The organism is Candidatus Sarcina troglodytae, assembly GCF_015708635.1.
Lineage (GTDB): Bacteria > Bacillota > Clostridia > Clostridiales > Clostridiaceae > Sarcina > Sarcina ventriculi.
The window spans coordinates 2,381,032-2,397,536 of record NZ_CP051754.1 but is presented as its reverse complement, the minus strand read 5'-3'; the positions used below and the strand labels follow the sequence as shown (position 1 = coordinate 2,397,536).

General features: G+C 27.7%; 13 protein-coding genes. 9 read left to right on the top strand and 4 right to left on the bottom strand.

Annotated elements, in window-relative coordinates; genetic code table 11:
- Positions 1-48 precede the first annotated feature (48 nt).
- Complete coding sequence (locus HH195_RS11160) at positions 49-594, bottom strand: hypothetical protein (protein ID WP_055259087.1); 546 nt, start codon at positions 592-594, stop codon at positions 49-51.
- A 443-nt stretch (positions 595-1,037) separates the two neighbouring features.
- Here HH195_RS11160 and HH195_RS11155 point away from each other — a divergent pair, with 443 nt between their 5' ends.
- The 5 genes from HH195_RS11155 to HH195_RS11135 all read left to right on the top strand — a co-directional run bounded on the left by HH195_RS11155 (position 1,038) and on the right by HH195_RS11135 (position 5,600).
- Positions 1,038-2,291, top strand: a complete 1,254-nt coding sequence (locus HH195_RS11155; protein WP_196371132.1) for a UDP-N-acetylglucosamine 1-carboxyvinyltransferase — start codon at positions 1,038-1,040, stop codon at positions 2,289-2,291.
- 16 nt (positions 2,292-2,307) lie between these two features.
- Positions 2,308-3,102, top strand: coding sequence for an MBL fold metallo-hydrolase (locus HH195_RS11150; RefSeq protein WP_196371131.1), 795 nt, complete (start codon positions 2,308-2,310; stop codon positions 3,100-3,102).
- 120 nt (positions 3,103-3,222) lie between these two features.
- Positions 3,223-3,720, top strand: a complete 498-nt coding sequence (locus HH195_RS11145) for an SEC-C metal-binding domain-containing protein (protein ID WP_055259084.1) — start codon at positions 3,223-3,225, stop codon at positions 3,718-3,720.
- A 218-nt stretch (positions 3,721-3,938) separates the two neighbouring features.
- A complete protein-coding gene (rlmH, locus tag HH195_RS11140; protein WP_058993573.1) occupies positions 3,939-4,418 on the top strand; it encodes a 23S rRNA (pseudouridine(1915)-N(3))-methyltransferase RlmH in 480 nt (159 codons plus the stop codon).
- Between the two features lie 183 nt (positions 4,419-4,601).
- A complete protein-coding gene (locus HH195_RS11135; protein ID WP_196371130.1) occupies positions 4,602-5,600 on the top strand; it encodes a DNA cytosine methyltransferase in 999 nt (332 codons plus the stop codon).
- A 12-nt stretch (positions 5,601-5,612) separates the two neighbouring features.
- Here the strand turns inward: HH195_RS11135 and HH195_RS11130 are convergent, their stop codons facing one another.
- The gene (locus tag HH195_RS11130) at positions 5,613-6,467 is read right to left on the bottom strand and encodes a PDDEXK family nuclease (protein ID WP_196371129.1); all 855 of its coding nucleotides are present in this window, start codon (positions 6,465-6,467) and stop codon (positions 5,613-5,615) included.
- A 113-nt stretch (positions 6,468-6,580) separates the two neighbouring features.
- Here HH195_RS11130 and HH195_RS11125 point away from each other — a divergent pair, with 113 nt between their 5' ends.
- Positions 6,581-7,027 (top strand): NUDIX domain-containing protein, encoded by a 447-nt coding sequence (locus HH195_RS11125; protein WP_196371128.1) that lies wholly within the window; start codon positions 6,581-6,583, stop codon positions 7,025-7,027.
- 269 nt (positions 7,028-7,296) lie between these two features.
- Here HH195_RS11125 and HH195_RS11120 read toward each other — a convergent pair whose 3' ends face one another.
- Positions 7,297-7,722 carry a MutH/Sau3AI family endonuclease gene (locus HH195_RS11120; protein WP_243278505.1) on the bottom strand — a complete coding sequence of 142 codons (426 nt, stop codon included), beginning with the start codon at positions 7,720-7,722 and terminating at the stop codon, positions 7,297-7,299.
- A gap of 200 nt (positions 7,723-7,922) precedes the next feature.
- Between HH195_RS11120 and HH195_RS11115 the strand changes: the two genes are divergently transcribed.
- The 3 genes from HH195_RS11115 (at position 7,923) to HH195_RS11105 (ending at position 9,896) form a co-directional block, all read left to right on the top strand.
- On the top strand, positions 7,923-8,537 hold the full coding sequence (locus HH195_RS11115) for a sugar O-acetyltransferase (protein WP_055259073.1): 615 nt from the start codon (positions 7,923-7,925) through the stop codon (positions 8,535-8,537).
- 147 nt (positions 8,538-8,684) lie between these two features.
- Positions 8,685-9,428 (top strand): carboxymuconolactone decarboxylase family protein, encoded by a 744-nt coding sequence (locus tag HH195_RS11110; protein ID WP_196371127.1) that lies wholly within the window; start codon positions 8,685-8,687, stop codon positions 9,426-9,428.
- Between the two features lie 33 nt (positions 9,429-9,461).
- Complete coding sequence (locus HH195_RS11105; RefSeq protein ID WP_058993558.1) at positions 9,462-9,896, top strand: cupin domain-containing protein; 435 nt, start codon at positions 9,462-9,464, stop codon at positions 9,894-9,896.
- Between the two features lie 69 nt (positions 9,897-9,965).
- On the opposite strand, the gene HH195_RS11100 is transcribed toward HH195_RS11105, so the two are convergent.
- Complete coding sequence (locus tag HH195_RS11100) at positions 9,966-16,058, bottom strand: beta strand repeat-containing protein (RefSeq protein WP_196371126.1); 6,093 nt, start codon at positions 16,056-16,058, stop codon at positions 9,966-9,968.
- Positions 16,059-16,505 lie beyond the last annotated feature (447 nt).

Below are 16,505 nucleotides of genomic sequence, written 5' to 3'. Positions count from 1 at the left end.
AGATGTAAGAAGTTAACTTTTCTTATATCTCTTATATTGATATAAAAATTAATAAGATGGAAGGGTATAAGTTTTAATTATGTTATCTTTTTTATTATGCGTAGATTTCCAAAGTTCTATATTAGATACTTTAACTACATTTCTTTTAGAAGCTGTTCTAAGTGGTAAAAATTGATTAATTGGTTCACTTTTTTTGATAGGCTTTCCAAGAGAATTAAAAGATAATGGCATAAATAATGGAGAATCAATATTTTCTCTAATAGAAAAGCCATGTAGTTTTAACATATCATTTAAAGATCTATGTAATTTCTTAATATATCCCTTATTCTCTATTCTAAGGCTAGCTGATTTATTTAAATAATCGTGATAATTTAAATCACCTGTTAATTCAATTTTAAATTTTTTGTATGGTTTAATAAGTTTCTTTAGTATGTTATCTAACTTTTCAACGTTTGGATCTTCTAATGTTTCTAAAGGAATATAAAAAGTAGAAGAAGTTCTTGAAATTTTATATTTTCTTTGAATATTCCTCTGTAAAAATTCTATAGATTTTGTTGAATCAAAATCTAAAGTGGCTACTAAATAGTATCTCATACATAAAAACCCTTTCTAAAACCCAATGGGTATAAAAATAAATATTTATAAATATAATGAATGTAATTACTTTTATAGTATAATTTTAATTTTAATATATAATTATTCATTGAAAATTGATTAAATAATTATTAAGTTAATTATGATAAGTTAATATTAAAAAGTAGTTCTTTTATATATAATTGATAGAATTAAAAAAAAACTTTAAATATTGGTTTATTATGATATAATGAAACGTATGAGTAATTTAAAATTAAAAGAATATTAATAAATTAAAAAACTCAAGTTACTAAAAATCTTTAGTTTTAATTATACAATAAAGTTAAATTATTTAAATTTATTAAATAATTATAGCATATAATAACTTTGTTGATAAGAAAGATTTTAAAACCAAATGAAATTAATTAGAAATCAGATATAAAAAAATAGCAAGGGTGAATTTTATGGAAAAATTAATTATAAATGGTGGTAGCTCATTACGTGGTGAGGTTGAAATAAATGGTGCTAAAAATGCCGCAGTAGCATTGTTACCAGCAGCGATATTAGCAAGTGAAGGAAAATGTGTTATAGATAACGTTCCTGACATAGAAGATGTACATTGCTTGGAAAGAATACTAAAAAGCTTAGGAGCAAAGGTTAACAAGTTAAATTCTAACGCTTTAGAGATAAATGCACAAACTATAGATATGGTTAATGCGTGTACTGAAGATGTAAGAAGAATGAGAGCATCTTATTATTTTATAGGAGCTTTATTAGCTAGATTTAAAGAAGCTAGGGTTGAACTTCCAGGGGGATGTCCAATTGGGGTTAGGCCAATAGACCAACATATAAAAGGTTTTGAAGCATTAGGAGCAAAAGTGTCAATAGAACATGGAGCTGTAAATATAATGGCTGAGAAATTAGTTGGGACAAATATATTTTTTGATGTAGTCAGCGTTGGAGCAACTATAAATCTTATGATAGCTGCTACTTTAGCAGAAGGAACAACAACACTTGAAAATGTTGCAAAGGAACCACATGTAGTTGATGTTGCTAATTTCTTAAACTCCATGGGAGCCGATATTAAGGGTGCAGGAACTGATGTTATAAAAATAAGAGGCGTTGAAAAACTAAGTGGATGTAGCTATAGTGTAGTTCCAGACCAAATAGAGGCAGGAACATTCATGATAGCAACAGTAGCAACAAAGGGAGATGTTGTTTTAAAGAATGTAATTCCTAAACATTTAGATTCAATTAGCGCTAAACTTATTGAAATGGGAGCAAAGGTTGAAGAGGGAGACGATAGTGTTAGAGTATATGTTGATGGACCTTTAAAGGGAATCAATATAAAAACAGCACCATATCCAGGATTTCCAACAGATGTGCAACAACCAATGTGTACATTATTATCAAGCGTTCCAGGAAGAAGTTTAATAGTAGAAACAATTTGGGAAAATAGACATAAGCATGTTGATGAGCTTGAAAAGATGGGAGCACAAATAAAGGTTGAAGGAAGAACTGCTATAATAGATGGAGTTGAAACTTTAACTGGTACTTTAGTTAATGCAACTGATCTTAGAGCTGGTGCAGCTTTAGTAATAGCTGGGCTTATAGCAGAAGGTGAAACTCAAATCACTAGTATAGAACATATAGATAGAGGATATCCTCATATAGAAGATAAATTTAAAAAACTAGGTGCAAAAATAACAAGAAGATAAAAATAGGGGGAAGCTTATGATATTTTGCTCATTATATAGTGGTAGTAGTGGAAATAGCATATTCGTATCATCAGAAAATACAAAAGTTTTAGTTGATGCTGGATTATCAGGTAAAAAAATAATAGAAGCACTAGAACAAATAAATGAACAGCCTAATGAGCTAGATGGAATATTTATAACCCACGAACATATAGACCATATAAAAGGCGTAGGAATAATATCAAGAAAGTTTGACATACCTATTTATGCGAATGAAAAAACATGGAATGCCATGGAGAATACTATAGGGAAGATAAAAGAACACAACATAAAAGTTATACCTAAAAGGAGTATTACAACTATAAAGGATTTAGACGTAATTTGTTTTAATACTCCGCATGATGCAATATCTCCTATGGGATATACATTTCATTCAAAAGGAAAGAGCGCAAGTATAGCCACAGATATAGGTACATTTACTGATGAAATTAAAAATAATTTAGCAGAATCAGATGTAATACTTTTAGAGGCAAATCATGATATTCAGATGCTAAAGTATGGCCCGTATCCATACAGCTTAAAGAGAAGAGTTTTAAGTGAAATAGGGCATTTGAGCAATGAAGATTGTGGAAGTGCTCTTTTAGATATACTAAAACAAAATAATAAGTGTAGAAAAATAGTTTTGGGTCATTTAAGCAATACAAATAATGTACCAGAACTTGCATATAGAGCAGTAAAGAATATATTAGATGAAAAGTCATTAATTAGTGAGAGAAAGTTAGATATTAAATTAGCTGATAGAAATAAGCCAAGTAGTTATATTAAGTTTTAGGTTAATGGATAATTTGTGACAATAAGTAAATTATGAAAATACATATTATGTATTGAAACAAATGGTTTTAATTATTATAATTTAAGTAAATTAAAAACTATAGAAAAAGAGGAGTAAATTATGAGCTTATACAAACAATGGACAGACATGGTTGTAGAATATGTAAAAACTAAAGGAGAAGCTGCTTTTTGGAAAGAGTATAGCGATATAGAAACTAGAATATATAAAAATTTTCTAGCTAATCATAGTGAAGTAAAAAAATCTAGTATAACTAATCTTGCTAAAGAGTTTGATGCAAGTATTGAATTTATAATGGGATTTGTTGATGGAATAAATGATAGTTTAAAGACTCCATACGATTTAGAGAAAGTAACTGCTGATGAAGAATTAGTTTTTGATATAGATTTTGAAAAACTTTATTTCAATATGTTAGATGCTAAAGCTGAATATTTATTTGACTTACCACAATGGGAAGCTATTTTCTCCGTAGAAAAGAGAAAAGAGATAGCTACAGCTTATAAACAATCTAAGATAGTTAGAAATGAAAATAAAATCGGAAGAAACGACGCATGTCCTTGTGGAAGCGGAAAGAAATATAAAAAATGTTGTGGTAAATAATACGCAACGAATAGAGGCTGCTAGAAATTCTAGTGGCCTTAACTTAGTTTATGAGTAAATAATACTGAAGTAAGAAATTAATTCTAATTAAGTTTAATTATTATATAAAAAAAGTTTTCCACAGTATATTCACAATAATAAATAGAATATGTGGATAACTTTTAAGTATTTGTGGATAAAATTCAAAAGTGTAAAGGTTATAAGAATGGAGAAAATTAATGAATATAACTATAATTTCAGTAGGAAAGTTAAAAGAAAGATATTTAAAAGATGCAATAGCTGAGTATTCTAAAAGATTAACTAGATATTGTAAGTTAGATATAATAGAACTTCAAGATGAAAAAACCCCAGATAATGCATCTGAAAAGGAAGAAGAATTAATAAAAGAAAAAGAAGGTAGAGCTATTTTATCAAAAATAAAAGAAAATGCTTTTGTAGTTGCTATGGACCTTAAAGGAAAGCAATTAACATCAGAAGAGTTTGCTAATTTTATAGAGAATCAAGGTATTGTAGGAAATTCAAATATTGTGTTTATTATAGGTGGTAGTCTTGGTATTTCTCAAGAGGTTATAAAAAGAGCAAATGAGAAGATATGCTTTTCTAAAATGACCTTTCCTCATCAATTATTTAGAGTGATGTTACTTGAACAGATTTATAGAGGATTTAGAATAATGAAGAATGAACCGTATCATAAGTAAGTGATATTTTTACTTAAAATGGATGATTGGTTATATGTGTAAATAGAGGTATGACTTTTTGATTTTAAATTATTAATAGAGATGCATTATGATATTGATTTATATGGTATCATAATAGATATTATTCGAGATAAATAGTTCAAAAATACATAAGGTACTTAAATATGAATAGGAGGGTCTTTTATGACAGTAAAAGATATGAAATTTATAGATTTATTTGCTGGAATAGGTGGCTTTAGGCAAGCACTAGAGTCATATGGTGCGAAGTGTATATTTTCATCTGAAAAAGATAAGTATGCCATAGAAACATACGAGGCTAATTATGGTGAAAAACCTAGTGGAGATATTACTAAAATAAAGAGTGAAGATATACCTAAGCATGATATACTTTGTGCAGGATTCCCTTGTCAACCATTTAGTATAAGTGGAAAACAGAAGGGATTTGATGATGAGAGAGGGATACACTTTTTCGAGATACATAGGATTGTAAAATATCATAAGCCAAGTATATTATTTCTTGAAAATGTAGCTAACTTAAAAAAACATAATGACAGTCAAACTATAGAACAGATGAGACTTATGTTGGAAGAATTAGGATATATAGTGAATATGAAAGTGCTTAATGCTAGTGATTATAATGTACCACAAAGTAGAAAGAGAATATATTTTGTGTGCTTTAATAAAGATAAATTGCCAATATATAATTTTGAGTATCCTAAACCTATGGAATGTACCACTTTTTTAAAAGATATATTAGAAGATGATAATAAAACTGAATCGTATAGAATAATTAGAGATGATATAGTATTTAAAGATATGGAAATAACTGAATGTGAACCAAAACCAATAAGAATTGGAACAATAAATAAAGGTGGGCAAGGAGATAGGATATATAGTCCGTTAGGTCATGCGATAACATTATCAGCAGAGGGAGGTGGCTCTGGAGCTAAAACAGGAGCATATCTGATTAATGGGCATGTAAGAAAATTGTCACCAAGAGAATGTGCTAGAGTACAAGGGTTTCCAGAGACATTTATAATTGCAGAAAAAAATAATCAAGCTTATAAACAATTTGGTAATAGTGTAGCATTGCCTGTGTTAAAAAACATAGTTGGATGTATAAATAACGCTATTCAACAAGATGTTTATAAAGAGTGTGCAACTGATAAAGAGAGTGATTAAATACTCTCTTTTTTACAAGCTATTAAGATAATCAGCAAATTCATCTAAGCCTATGTCTTCATTAAGTGTAAGTTTTAATGAAAGTTCAAACATTACATTTGGATTATTAGTATTACTTCTTTTTTTAACTCTGTAAGTATAATCATCTTCAGGAGCAAGGAATATATCAAATTCATCACAAGTAATATATTGTGCTGATGTTTCTTTAATTTCTTTATTCAGAGTAATATAAAATTTACTGCTTTTTTCAGTAGTATTAGTTATAAAAATAGATTTGTTAGATAAAGATTCATTTATTAGTGGAAGATGCGTTTTTCTATATTTTTTAGGTAAATCGCTTGTACCACTTCTTTTTCTTCTTAAAACAGCAGAGATTGAAAAGTAGTTTTTTAATTCATTACATTTAAAAATTGCCTTATGACCAGTCTTTATATCTCCAGTAATAAAAAATTCACTTTTCTTTACATTAGTATAGTGCTCTATTATTCTTGAATAAAGAATATCTTCATCCAAATCTATTTTTATAGAAGATGTTGATACCCCATTGTATTTATCAAAATTATCATTAATATAATCAATAATACTTTGAGTAAATATATTATTTGGTGCAACTGATGATTCAGAGAAAACAAATTTTCCATCTTTGATTAAGATTACTATTTGACCAGCTTGAGAATTAGGCATTTTTGCTTCTATACAAGAAAGTTCAGCACCATTTTTCATAATAGCAATATCGGTTTCAGTACTATTGGTACCACCTTTCCTAGTAAAAGTAAAGCCTAAATCATTAAATTTATAATTTAAAAATTCAGTACATTCTATTTCGAATAATTCCCAATAAGGGATGAATGAATCACTTTTTTTCATTATAAAAACCTCCTATATTATAGCTTGTACATAAATTATATCAAATAAAGTATAAAACTGGAATGAAATATAAAGTATAGTGAATATACAAAGATTATTAAGGAGGTAAAGCCGTGAAATATAGTAAGACTATTACATCTTCAGTATATGTAGTTTACGATAATGAAGTACTATTACATAGACATAAAAAATATAACATCTTATTTCTTTTAGGAGGAAAGATGAGTGAAGAAGAAGTTCCTCATGAAGCTGCTATAAGAGAGGTTTACGAAGAATCAGGGCTTGAAGTTGAGTTATATAATAGAGAGTGTGAATTAGATTTACGTAGAGTGATTCAATTACATAGTCCAATGCATACTCTTCTTGAAAATGTAGGGCATGAAGTGGAGAATATACACTTTATATATTTTGCAAGAGCATTTTCTAATGAAGTACCACAAAAGAGAGAAAGTAAAGAATTATATTGGTTTGCTAAAGAAGAATTTGAGAGTGATGGTACTATAAAACCTCATGTTAAAGTAATGGTATTAGATGCATTACGTATTTTAAGTAATATATAAATATATATTATTATTATGTAATATATGAGGAGGTTGTATTTATGAATAATGATATTACACGTATAAAAATAACATAGTTTCTTTAATGGAATGATAGAAATGGTTGTTATACGGATGAGAATTATGATTTAGAAGATATACCTATAATAGGTTCATAAGTATTTTTATTAGGGATTATAATTATATAAGTATTAAGTATGCTAGTCATATAAGAAGTCCTGAAAGAGAAAATTCTTGGCTTAGCTTTAATAAAAGAAAATAGTTGTTCTTTATGGTCTGATGTAAACAAGTAATATTAACTTAGCTTTTTTCCAAAGATGACTATTGAAGAAATCTTCATTTACTACTGAACAATAGTTAATCATTGTAATACTAAGACGCTCTTTTGCTGAAATAGTATTATTTTTATTTATTTTATAAGGAGTAACTTTTAATTCGACACCAGCTTTATCAAAATCAGGATTTGAATCATTGTTACATTTATAATGGAAAAAACATTCCTCTATAATTTCACCTAATCCACCCTTACGTTTTTTATTTTCATGAGATACGGAGTATTCAGCTGAATCTTCATAAATTCTATCAGTATTTAATGAATCCAAACGAATTATATCAGAAAAGGTTTTACCAATTAAATTTTGAGAGTATTTTTCAATACTTAGAGGATTGGTTTCGTCATATGAATAATTAAACATAATTACCTCCAATAAAATATAAATATGTATAATTATACCATACTAAATTTTATTATGATATATCAATTTATTTTAAATTATTATGTTAAGTAAATTAATGATGTGTGAGAATTCAAATAAATAATTTACTTTTTTTGTTTAAATAGTAAATTATAAGATTTATAATAATATAAAGATATAATTTATTAGGGGGAGATAAAATGGAATTAAGAGAGATAATAGAAAGACAATACAGCGGAAAGTTATATTATTGTAATGATGAAAAAATATTAAAAGAACAAGGGAAGTGTGCAGATTTATTATATGATTTTAATCAAACACGCCCATCAGAGATGGAAAAGAGAAATAAATTATTAAAACAAATGTTTAATGAAATAGGTGACAACTGTTATATAGAACCGCCTCTTAGAGCAAATTGGGGAGGAAAAAATGTTCACTTTGGAAATGGTGTTTATGCAAACTTTAATCTTACTTTAGTTGATGATGGAGAAATATTTGTTGGAAATAACGTTATGTTTGCTCCAAATGTAATTGTTGCCACAGCTACACATCCTATACATCCAGAGTTAAGAAGAAAACAAGCTCAATTTAATCTACCAATATATATAGGTAACAATGTTTGGATTGGTGCAGGCTCGATAATACTTCCAGGTGTAAAAATAGGAGATAATACTGTAATTGGTGCAGGAAGTGTGGTAACAAAGGACATTCCTTCAAATGTAGTAGCTGTTGGTAATCCATGTAGAGTTTTAAGAGAAATTAATGAGAGAGATATGGAGTATTATTATAGGGACATGAAGATTGATATTGAATAAAAGATAAAAATATGATAAGGATTGTGTTTTATTTTTAAGTTAAAAAAAATAATACAATATGTATTGACTTAGAGTGGACTTTAAGGAGTAAACTATGGGTAAGGTAAAGGGATTTGCTTAGGAATATTTATTAGGGAGGTAATTTTAGTGAATAGAGTAGAAGAAGCAAATAAAATGATGCAAAAGCTTGGTGTTAAAGAAAATTCATTAGCTAAATCTTTTGATGAATTTGAAACTGTAAAGAATAACTTTATTTATGGTGAAGTGTGGAATCAAGGAAATATGGATGAAAAATTAAGAAGTATTGTTACAGTAGCAGTTCTTACAACTGTGGAAGGAAAAGATTTAGAAGAGCAAATTCGTGTAGCACTTAATATTGGAGTAAAGCCACAAGAACTTTTAGAAGTTTTTCATCAAGGGGTTCCATACATCGGATTTGCAAAAGCTGAGAAGGGTTTAGAAATTCTTAAAAAAGTTTTTGATGAAAAAAATATTTTAATGCCTTTAGAACATAGTGGTGTTGTTACGGAAGAAAATAGACTTGAAAAGGGGATTAGTGTGCAAAAATCAATTTTTGGAGAAAGAATTGATAAGATGAGAGCGTCTGCACAAGGGCAACAAAAGATAATGCAAGATTATTTATCAGCTTATTGCTTTGGCGATACTTATACTAGAAAAGTTCTTGATTTAAAAACAAGAGAACTTATAACTTTTGTTTGCATATCTGCATTGGGTGGATGTGATAATCAAGTAAAATCTCATGTAGGAGGTAATCTTGAAGTTGGAAATAGTAAGGAATTATTGATTTCAGCTATTTATCAATGTCTTCCATACATTGGTTTTCCTAGATCTTTAAATGCCATTTCAGCAATTAATGAAATTGCAAAGTAAAAAATAATAAATTATTTGGAAAGAGGTAATAAGATGAAAGTAGCAAATAAAGAGCAATTTGAAAAAGAAAATATATTTGGAATGGGTATGCCAAATGATGCATATGCTAAATATTTTATAGGCGATTCATTTTTAAATCCGCTTACAAAGCCAGGTGAAAGTGCAGTATTTCTTGCTAATGTAACTTTTGAACCGGGATGTAGAAATAATTGGCATATACATCATGCAAAAAGTGGTGGAGGACAAATTTTAATCTGTACAGCAGGTAGTGGATGGTATCAAGAGGAAGGTAAAGAAGCTGTTAGTTTAGAACCAGGTATGGTTATTACAATCCCAACAGAGGTAAAGCATTGGCATGGTGCAAAAGCTGATTCATGGTTTAGTCATATTGCAGTAGAAGTTCCAGGCGAGGAAACAAGTAATGAATGGTGTGAAGAAGTTTCTGATGAAGTGTATAGTAAGTTATAAAAATTAATATAATTTATGTGATAAATGAAAAACCACTAGCTAAGCTAGTGGTTTTTTTGTATAAATATACTATTTAGAAATATTTCCATTATCAATAGTATATTTACTTCCATTAGGAGCTGTGTATGTTCCATTTAATGCTACTAATCCATTATTAGTTATTTGATATACGACATTATTAGCTATTTTGTTAACTTGAAGATTTTTATTTTTTAAGTATAGTTGTCCTTTAGAGTTTGCTCCAGGATTATAATTTATAGAGATTATATCTCCAACAGTATATTTTGTACCATTTATCAAACCTGTAAGGTCATAACCTTGTTGGTTAGCTCCAAATTCTTCTCCTTCGGCGTTAATATTTTTTATTAAATCCATATTTGAAGAATATAACTTGATATTTATTCCATCATTATTAGAACTTCCAATCCAAGTATGAGAGCCATTAGCTGAAATTACACCATTTTGGAAAATTATATTAGTGGTGTTTCTTCCCCAAGTATCAAGAATTATTGTTCCTAGAACGGGTTGTTCATTGTCTACAAGTCCTTCTTGAGACATTGATTGTAACATTTCTTTAGCTGTGGCTTGTTGATTTGAATTTGTTACTGAATTTAATGCATTTGTAATAGAATTAACAAATTCATTAAATTGTTCAGTAGTTCCCTTTTGTAATATTTGGTCTTTTATTTGAAGTAATGTATCAAACATAGGCATTGGATATTGTTTAAATGTACTAATAATTTCATTTGAAAGATTTAGATAATCTTGTGCAGTTAAATCATTATTAGTTTCCATTAAATTAATTTTATCAAGCCATGCTCTTAAGTTTAATGGTTGAATAGATATAGCTTCATTTATAGCATTCATTTTTTCTTGATATGATATGTTAGAGTTAACTAGCCATAAATATTCATTAGATTTTTCTAAAGCTGGTGTGTCTGCGTTTTGATATAATAAATCATAATTAGTGGTGTATGAGTTTGTTGAGATTCCGTTTGACCATCCACTTACATCAGCCCCTTGACTTTGAGACCAGCCAAATATATTATTACCTATTTCCCATTGACCATCTGTATAATATATAAATGCACAGTGACCTGGTTGTCCAACTGGTTGAGCTGGGATTCCAAATACTTGACAAGCTGATGCCCCTAAATATGATGTAGAACCACAAACACCACCATCATACCACACATCTAAGATAGTAGGATTTGGTCCATAAAAATCAGGGCCAAATACACTTGCTCCTGTATGTGGATTTGTTTCGTTATAATTTATTGTATAGGCTATATTATTTAATCCACTGTTGCTAGAATTTATAAAACCATTATGATTTTGTAAAACTATATTTCTTAACTCCATTATTTGAGAATTTGGTATATGTGTATTAACTACATATATTAAATGTTTTATATCTAAAGTTTTAAATATAGGAAGCATGCCACCATCTGCGTTTAATGTTTCAAAAATATTATATCTTTCAACAGGATTTCCTATATTACCACTACATGGCCATGAAGCTATTGGATTAGCGTTAGCGATAGCAGTTGCAATAGCTAATTTCAAATTAAATCCGTATCTTGAATTAGTATATGTATTCCAAATATTAGACCAAATTTGAAGTCCATTTATATTTACTCCTTCTTGACTTGTCCCTTCTAAATATTCTTGCATTGCAGTTTGATTATTTAAGACCCAATTTATAAATTCTTTATTAGCTGTGCTTTGATTAATAAAGTTTTCAAGGTTATTTTCACCGATTCTACTTATAAATTCATTAGCAGTAATATCATAGTTTAAACTTGCATTAGTTAAGATGTCGCTATTACCGTTTTGGGTTATTGATGAACTGATATTACTGTTTATTTTATTAAGATATTGTGATATATCACTTGAATTATTTATAGTAATTGTTGGAGTTGGTTTGATACTTATTGTAAGTAAATTATCTGTATTTGCGTTTAATAAGAAATTAGAATTACTTTGTATATTTGATAATACTTTTATTGGAAATAATTCATTGTTTATATCTAAAGCAAATGTGTAGTTTTCTCCTTTACTTAAATTACTTAAAGTTGATTCACTAATTATCCCTTGTACACTTGAAGTGTTATTATCTAAATTAGTTGTGTCTACTGAATCAATTATCTGATTGCTTGAATTTAAAATAACTAATTTTTTATTGGCATTTAAAATACTTTCACTTTGACCGTTAGCTAAATTACTATTTACTACTAAGTTATTTCCTTGCCAATATACATTGCTTGTATAAGCATTTTGTCCAAATTTAACAGACACTAACCCATCTTTAGTTATTTCAAAATATTCTGTGTTACCACTTATATTACCTAATACAGTATTTCCATTTAAAATTACTGGTTTAGAAATATTTGTATTATAACTTAAACCTATAATATCACCATAACTAAAAGATTTACCGTTTAAAGCTTCAGTTAATTGATTTGTAGAACCATTATTAATAGAAGAATTAGAAATTTCTTGTCCTTGGCTATTATATAGAGTTAAGTCGAAATAATGAGATTGTCCATTACCAAAACTATTAGAATAGTTGTTTACAGTAAATTGCATAGTTTCAGGGTTAAATGCAATGCTTGATACTAGAGCTCCAATATTTCCATTATTGTTATAAAAATTTATATAACTATTAGCTAATTTTATGTCTGAACTTATAGTAGGTTTAATGATTGTTGGGATATATCCCTTTGTTGTTATGGTTATTTCAGTATTGCTAGTAAATCCATTAATATCAGTTATAGGAATATTAAAGTTTCCACTTGAATTTGTTGTACCTGTAAATGTTTGTCCACCTACTGATATAATTACTGGAGTGTTTGGATTTGCTGTACCTTCTACATTTGTTTTTGTTATATTTCCATTTGAACCTAGGATATCGACTGGTTGAACTTGGACAAATTTATTATTTAAATTTTCTAATCCATTATTTGTTATTTCAAAGTATTCTCTTGCACCTGTTGAATTTCCGATATTATTTTTTCCAGAATAAACATTAACTTTTGTATAAGAAGGATTATATGAAATTTCAACTATATCGCCGTTTGTATATGGCGTATTATTAATTTGATTAACAATGCTAGATACATCATTTAACTCATTACTACTAAAAGATTTTATTGTATTACCAGTAATAGGGTTTATAATAGATATATTTAATGTATTACCGTAAAAAGCTCCTGTATATTCTTTATCATTTATTGGTTGTTGAGTAACTTGAAGTGTTTGGTTAACTGGATTAAATGCTATATCAAAAATAGGAACATTTGTGTTATTTAAAACTTCTATTTTATTCTGACTTACATGCATATTTGATGCATATTGTACTGTTAATAAAGAAACATTTTGATTATTAACAAAAACTCTAACTTCACTACCTATTGGAGCTTGATCAATTGGAATGTCTAATGAAAATTCTCCATTAGAGTTAGATTCAACTACTTTAGAGGTATTTCCATAGGATATAGTAACATTTGTATTAGCTAAAGTTTTTCCGGTTAGAGTCATATTTTTTGTTCCAGTATATAAAACTTGAGAAGTTGTTAAATTTTTATTTGCTACTGCAACTAATCCATTTTGAGTTATTTCAAAGCATTTAAATTGATTTGTACAATCGATTTGACTTTGTCCACTATTAAGTAATAATTGCCCCATAGATAATTCTATTTCTTGAGGTTCATAGACTGCAATTATATCTCCATATTTAAAGCTTGCACCATTTAAATTATTGCTTGATGAAAATACGCTAAATTGACTTGGAGTACAACTTGCTAATACATTACCAGTTGTTTGGTCTATAAGTTGTACTGCAAAGTTAGAATGATTATTATCTACTACTGTCATATTTGCAGGATTAAAACTAACCATTTGACCAAAAGTACCATCTTGATCTTTATCAGATATAGTTATATTGGATTTTAGTATTCCAAGGGTATTAATAGCTGTTGGATTTACAATTGTAGCAAGTTCTCCAGATGTTTGAACAACTATATTAGTTGAGTCTGTAAATCCATTTGAATCTGATATTGTTAAACTGAATTCACCGTTAGAATTAGTTTTAGTAGTAAACGTTTGTCCATTTACTAATACTGTTACTGTTTGATTAGGTTTGTTAGTGCTACCACTAAGTGTTCCAGATGTAACACTTCCATTACCTAAAACATCAAAAGGGTTTACTTTTATGTGTTCCATATTTGTTGATACTAAACCGTTTTTTTCTATACTAAATGTTGCAGTTTGATTTACATTATAGGTTTTTCCGTTAATATTAGATATGTTTATTTCACTTGAAGAGTAAGGATATACAATTTGTATAATATCCCCATATGTATAATTTAAGTTATTAAATGCTTGAGATAGAGAATTTTCAGGATATTGTCCACCACCATAGACATTTACAGATTTTATTAATTCTCCAGTATTAGAATATAAAGCAACTGTAAATAATACTTGTGTGTTAGAAGCGTATGGATTTGTTTCAGCCCAGCCAGAATTGAATTGAATTTTATTTGTACTTGGGTTAAAACTTAATGTTCCTATGTTTTGATTCCAGTGGTTGTTTAAACTAATACTATTGTTTTGTATTTTGTATACATTAGGATTCAAAGTTGGAGTTATGTTTTGTACAGAGCCATTGCTTACAACCTGTATGTTAGTTGTATTAGTAATATTATTTGTAGCTGTTATATCTAAAGAAAAATCTCCGTTAGCGTTGGAAGTAGTTGTATAATCTTTATTATCTATCCAGATATTAACTTGAGTATTTGCCGTTGTAGTTCCTGATACAGTTATCTTATTACTATTTAATTGATAATATACAGGATTAATTTTTAAAGTATTTACTTGCTTTAATCCACTTTCCTCAATAACAAATGATACAGTTTTATTTACATTATAAGTTTTACCGTCTATATTAGAAATGCTTATTTTACTTGATGAATAAGGATAAGATATTTGTATAATATCTCCATATGTATATTTTAGATTATTGAATGCATTACATAGAGCATCTTCAGGCCACTCATTACCACAGACATTGACTGTTTTTATTACTTGACCATTGCTTGATAATAAGGTGATAGCAAATAACTCTTGGGTACTAGAAGCATATGGATTTGTTATTGCATTTCCTCTTGTTACTTGTAATTGTGAAGTTTGTGGATTAAATGTTATTGTTCCTAAACTTTGTTGCCATGTGTTATTTAATGTTATTACATTTTGTTGAATTTTATATACATTAGGATTTATTGTAGGATTTATAGTTTGTAATGCGCCATTACTTTCTATTTCTATGTTAGTTGAGCTTGTTATATTTTCATCTGCTGAAATGTTTAAAGAAAAATCTCCATTAGCGTTTGAAGTAGTTGTATAATCTTTATTGTTTATCCATATATTAACTTGAGTGTTTGCAGTTGTAGTTCCTGATATGGTTGTTTTGTTACTATTTAGAGTATAATATATTGGGTTTATATTTAAAGTATTTATTTCTTTCAATCCACTTTGTTGTATAACAAATGATGTTGTTTTACTTATATTATAATTTGATTGTCCATTAACATTAGAAATGCTTATTCTACTTGAGGAATAAGGATATGTAATTTGTATAATATCACCATATGTATAGTCTAAATTATTAAATGCTTGAGATAATGCATTTTCAGCATATTGTCCACCACCATAGACATTTACAGATTTAATTACTTGTCCATTATTAGAGTATAGAGTTATTGCAAATAGTTCTTGACTACTTGATGCATAAGGGTTTGTTTCTGCCCAACCAGAATTAAATTGAATTTTATTAGTAGTTGGATTGAAAGTTAGAGTTCCTATATTTTGGCTCCAAGTATTATTTAATGTTATTGTGTTGTTAGACAGGGGATTTGTATTCTCATTTGTTGTTATATTTTTTATATTTGTAGTTTTTACATTTTCATTTACAACTGGAGTTTTTGTATTTTTATTTGTTTTTATATTTTGATTTGTTGAACTTGATGAAGTTGATTCAATTTTAGGTGAATTAGATAACAAAGTAATGCTTTTAAATTGAGATACATTTCCAGATACAACTTGGGAACTAAGAGCTATCGTTCCTGCTAGTGTAATTAGTGATACAAGTTTTTTTAGTTTCATTTAGTTACCTCCTAATGGATTGTTAAAAAATAATTTTAATTTCATTTAGTTATATATAACAATTATTTTTATAAAGCTTTATATGGTATTAATTTTTTTAGATAACGTATACATAAATAATACTTGATATGCGTATTTAAATAATAGGTAAATATATAATATTAAACTAATTTTACCTTAATTTATTTAATTTTATTGGAAAGTATTATCATAAAAATTATATAACATATTTATTAGTATATGTGGTATAAATTTAACATATTATTAATTAAATTAAAAAAAATATATAATATTTATACAATTAAAAATAAAAAACAATTATTAAATAGAAAAATGTTTGAAAATTATATGCTATAAAGAAGAGATTTTATTATTCATTGAAAAGTTTTCAAAACTATATAAAAATAGTGCTGATTAAAAAGCAAATTTAAATATTTGCTTTTTAAT